This window comes from Superficieibacter sp. HKU1, from assembly GCF_029319185.1.
Taxonomy (GTDB): Bacteria; Pseudomonadota; Gammaproteobacteria; order Enterobacterales; family Enterobacteriaceae; genus Superficieibacter.
Window position 1 is genome coordinate 1 of record NZ_CP119755.1, and the last position, 3,560, is coordinate 3,560.

The following is a 3,560-nucleotide window of genomic DNA, read 5'->3' on the forward strand; positions in this document are numbered from 1 at the left end:
CCTGTCACGCGGATTTTCCATAAGCAGGTAACTATGGCGAGCACCGAAGAAAAACTTCTCACACTCCTGCTGTCGGCGGAGCATCTGAAAGAGGCCGCAAAAGAGCAGCAGAAAGCCGTGGCGGATTCGCTGGCGGTGGCAAGGGAAACCCTGAAAGGCTACCGGGAAATATCGGACAGTGTGGCACAGCAGGTAAGGGATGAAGTCCGGCAGGAAGTGCAGAAAATGGATGTTGCGGGGCTGATTGGCGAGCGTATCAGCGCTGATTTTCAGCGTCTGGAAAAATCCGTCGGGAACATGAAAATCAATGCGGACGCGCTGGACAAGGAAATTTCCATTATCCGCAGTAACATCATCGCGGAGTACAACACGCTGCGGGGTTACAGCTGGAAGTGGTTTGCTGGGGTTGCGGTTGCCTTTGTCGTACTGATATTTGCCACAAGCTGGTTTGTGAAAACGGAACTACAGGACAATTACAACGCGTCTGCTGCCGTCTATCAGAAAGTGGCAGACCTTGAAAAGCTGCTGACAACGGAACAGAAACCGGAAAAGAAAAAGAACTGACGCGCTGCGCTTGTCCAACGCCTCACGTTCGCACAATAAATTGCGCACCCGTTCACCGTTTTCAGCCGAGTTTGGGGCGTCTTTTGAGACTTCCGGCCTGAATTCAGGCCGGAAGTTCTCGCCAGTCAGTCAGGTGCATGGTTATGCATGGGGCTGAAAATCACGGTATGCGATTCTGAGCGGTTTTCGGTGAGAAGCCGGGGGTTTTTATGGCTCAGGACGTAAAACCGCCCTGAGCGCGTTTCAGCGGTGCGCGTAACGGATGTTATGGTAAATCCGGTGGCTTTGACGTGCCTGCCGTTGTGTACCGTCGTGAGTGAAAATAATTATATTGTTCGAAGAACAGCGCTTTTTGGCCGGAGAAAAGCAGTTCTGCAAACGATGGTATATCGATATGAGTTCTTTTGGCATTAATCCAGGCAAGACGCCGGGCAATAAGCGTAATATTCCGGATGTTACTTATTTCCATTTCTGTCAACAGCATCCCCCCCCACGCCGGAGAATAAAAAAGCCGCCTGTTCCATCGGCAAGCCCTACATCAAGGGAAACTACGTCTTACGATTCGTTTTGAACCGGGACGCTTTGTTGCTGCGAATCACTAACCAGATAATCCACGTTTTGTGAGTGGGTTTAGGTTAAGGCTTCAATAGAACAATAATAGCGTTAAGTGATTAGGGCAACCTGTGATTGCTAAAATGATGAAGTCTTCACATCATTTCGGTGAAGGCGATATGTGTTACACCACGTATTGAGAGACCTGCATGCCCTTTACAGGTGAACGGGAACGGGAATACTTTTTCTCCCGCGAATTTGATTTATGTGGTTGTGACATTAGTTATGAGATAGAGCCACCAGTGTGATGAACTCACACTACAAATTCGTTCAGCACTAAATCAGAATTCGATGCAAATCTCGGACGCTGGATCATCACAGTGAATCCTTCTATAACCCGGATTTGAGAGTCGCAAACCCATATTAGGGCAAAGAAAGCCTAATGCCCCCGTGGTGGGTACACCAGAAAACGGGGAGCGAAGCGACCAGCATCAGGCCGTTCGTATGCTGCTTCGATTTTGTGGGTGTTGCGCCAGACCTTGGCAATCACGCTTCACCGCAACCGCTGCCTTCACTCTCACTTTATCAGGTACGTTATTGGTTAACGTGAGACCGGGTAGAGCCAGCTTCTTTCCCGAGCTGGTCAGGTTCCCACCGCTTGCCTGTTTATCCTGCCGGAGTCCGGGGCGTAGACCTGAGAGTCAAGGTGCAGATATGGGTTTAATGTCGTTGAATGGTATTAAGCTGGTAGTGACATTCCTAGCCAGCCCTGCTAGGATTTGATTGTGACGTCTGATCCTGGCAGGTATCTGCAAGAATTAGAGTACTCAAGCCCCGTGATTCTGTCACGGGGCTTTTGTACATCTGGAGCAAGAAAATTCATGCTCCTATCCGAAAATCCCTACCGCTCGCCGCAGCCGAACGACCGAGCGACGCGAGTCAGTGAGCGAGGAAGCGGCATTTCTCCGGCCTTGCAGAATGCACGTTCACGCCGATGTTTCCAGATCGTAGCGTACCCGTTTCAGCGCAGTCAGTAATTTTTCGTGGTCAAAATTCAACTCACCCGTTTTTGTATCAACCAGTCCCGCGTCAATCATCAGACCAGCCGCCAGAAACAGTCTGTGATTGCGTTCCCTGCGGTTTTTCTGCCCTGAAATCCGCGCCTGAACCGCCTTTTTCTGTGCGGCATCCCGTTCCTGCAACGCGTTTTTTTCAGCGGTTGCCAGAACGTGGAGCAGTCGTCTTTCAGTCTCACTGAGCGAAGCTTCATCATCCAGCAGATCGATAATCTGCCGTTGCCGTGCCGTTTTTTCTCCCAGCTTTCTGATGAAGGCTATGCGCTTTTTAAGCCATTCGACGTTACTGATCCGCATCGTTTAACTTCCCCATCCCGATATTTCCGACGGGGAAAGTATATAACTTGCGGTCAGAAGTCGCATGACTTATCTTTACTCATAATTCTTTAAATTAGAGTAAAGCGCACTTATATGTTTCTCCCTGCGGGCAGAAACAGTGCGCCCTGCCGGGGGCTGACACAACATGGCAACGTATCATCTCAGCGTGAAATTTGGCGGCAAGGGTAAAGCCCTTGCTCATGCCAGTTACATTACGCGGGAAGATAAGTTCAGCCAGCGCCAGGATCTCGAGCACACCGAACACGGCAATATGCCGGAATGGGCGAGAGATGAACCCGCCCATTTCTGGCAGGCTGCGGATGCGTTCGAACGTGCCAACGGTTCAACGTACAGGGAAATTGAGATCGCTCTACCCCGCGAGCTGAATGAAGCGCAGCGGCTGGCGCTTGTCCGGGATTTTGTGAAGCAGGAAACGGGCGACAAACATGCATGGACGTTTGCGATCCACAATCCGAAAGCCAGCATTGACGGCGGCGAACAGCCGCACGCCCATATCATGATGAGCCAGCGCGTCAATGACGGTATTGAGCGCAGTCCCGAACAGTATTTCAGGCGCTATAACGCCAAATTTCCGGCGCGTGGCGGCGCGCGCAAGGACTCAGGGCATAATTTAACCCCTACAGAACAAAAACAGGCACTGAAAGCCCTGCGGGAGCGCTGGGAGCGTACGCACAACGCGCATATGAAACGATATGGCTTTGAGCAGGGTTTTATTGATAGCCGGTCACTGAAAACACAGGGTATCGACCGGAAACCGGAACAGCATCTCGGTTTTGAAGCAGCCGGACGACTGGACGACAGCCAGAGGCAGGATATTAAAGACAGCCGGACGTTTTCAGTCGTGGATGTGCCTGAACAGGCGAAACATATCGACCACAGCGACCGTAGCTGGATGAATGCCAGCGGTATCGAGGTAAACCGGAAGGAACTGGTCAGATCTCTGACGCATGATATCTCGCAGCAGTACGGGCGGGAGATGGCTGCACGGGTCACAAAACAGGGAAATGTTGAAATAGAGCGCGTGAAATC

3 protein-coding genes are annotated in these 3,560 nt (G+C 51.3%); 2 read left to right on the top strand and 1 reads right to left on the bottom strand.

Translation table 11 applies throughout. The annotated features are described in order from the left end of the window. Positions 1-564, top strand: a 564-nt coding sequence (locus tag P0H77_RS23155) for a hypothetical protein (RefSeq protein ID WP_276165226.1), incomplete at its 5' end; no start/stop codon positions are given. Positions 565-2,102: 1,538 nt separating this feature from the next. Here P0H77_RS23155 and P0H77_RS23160 read toward each other — a convergent pair. Continuing rightward, positions 2,103-2,489, bottom strand: coding sequence for a hypothetical protein (locus tag P0H77_RS23160; RefSeq protein WP_045282373.1), 387 nt, complete (start codon positions 2,487-2,489; stop codon positions 2,103-2,105). 166 nt (positions 2,490-2,655) lie between these two features. Between P0H77_RS23160 and P0H77_RS23165 the strand changes: the two genes are divergently transcribed. Continuing rightward, a partial coding sequence (locus P0H77_RS23165) for a MobA/MobL family protein (protein WP_276165227.1) occupies positions 2,656-3,560 on the top strand: 905 nt, incomplete at its 3' end.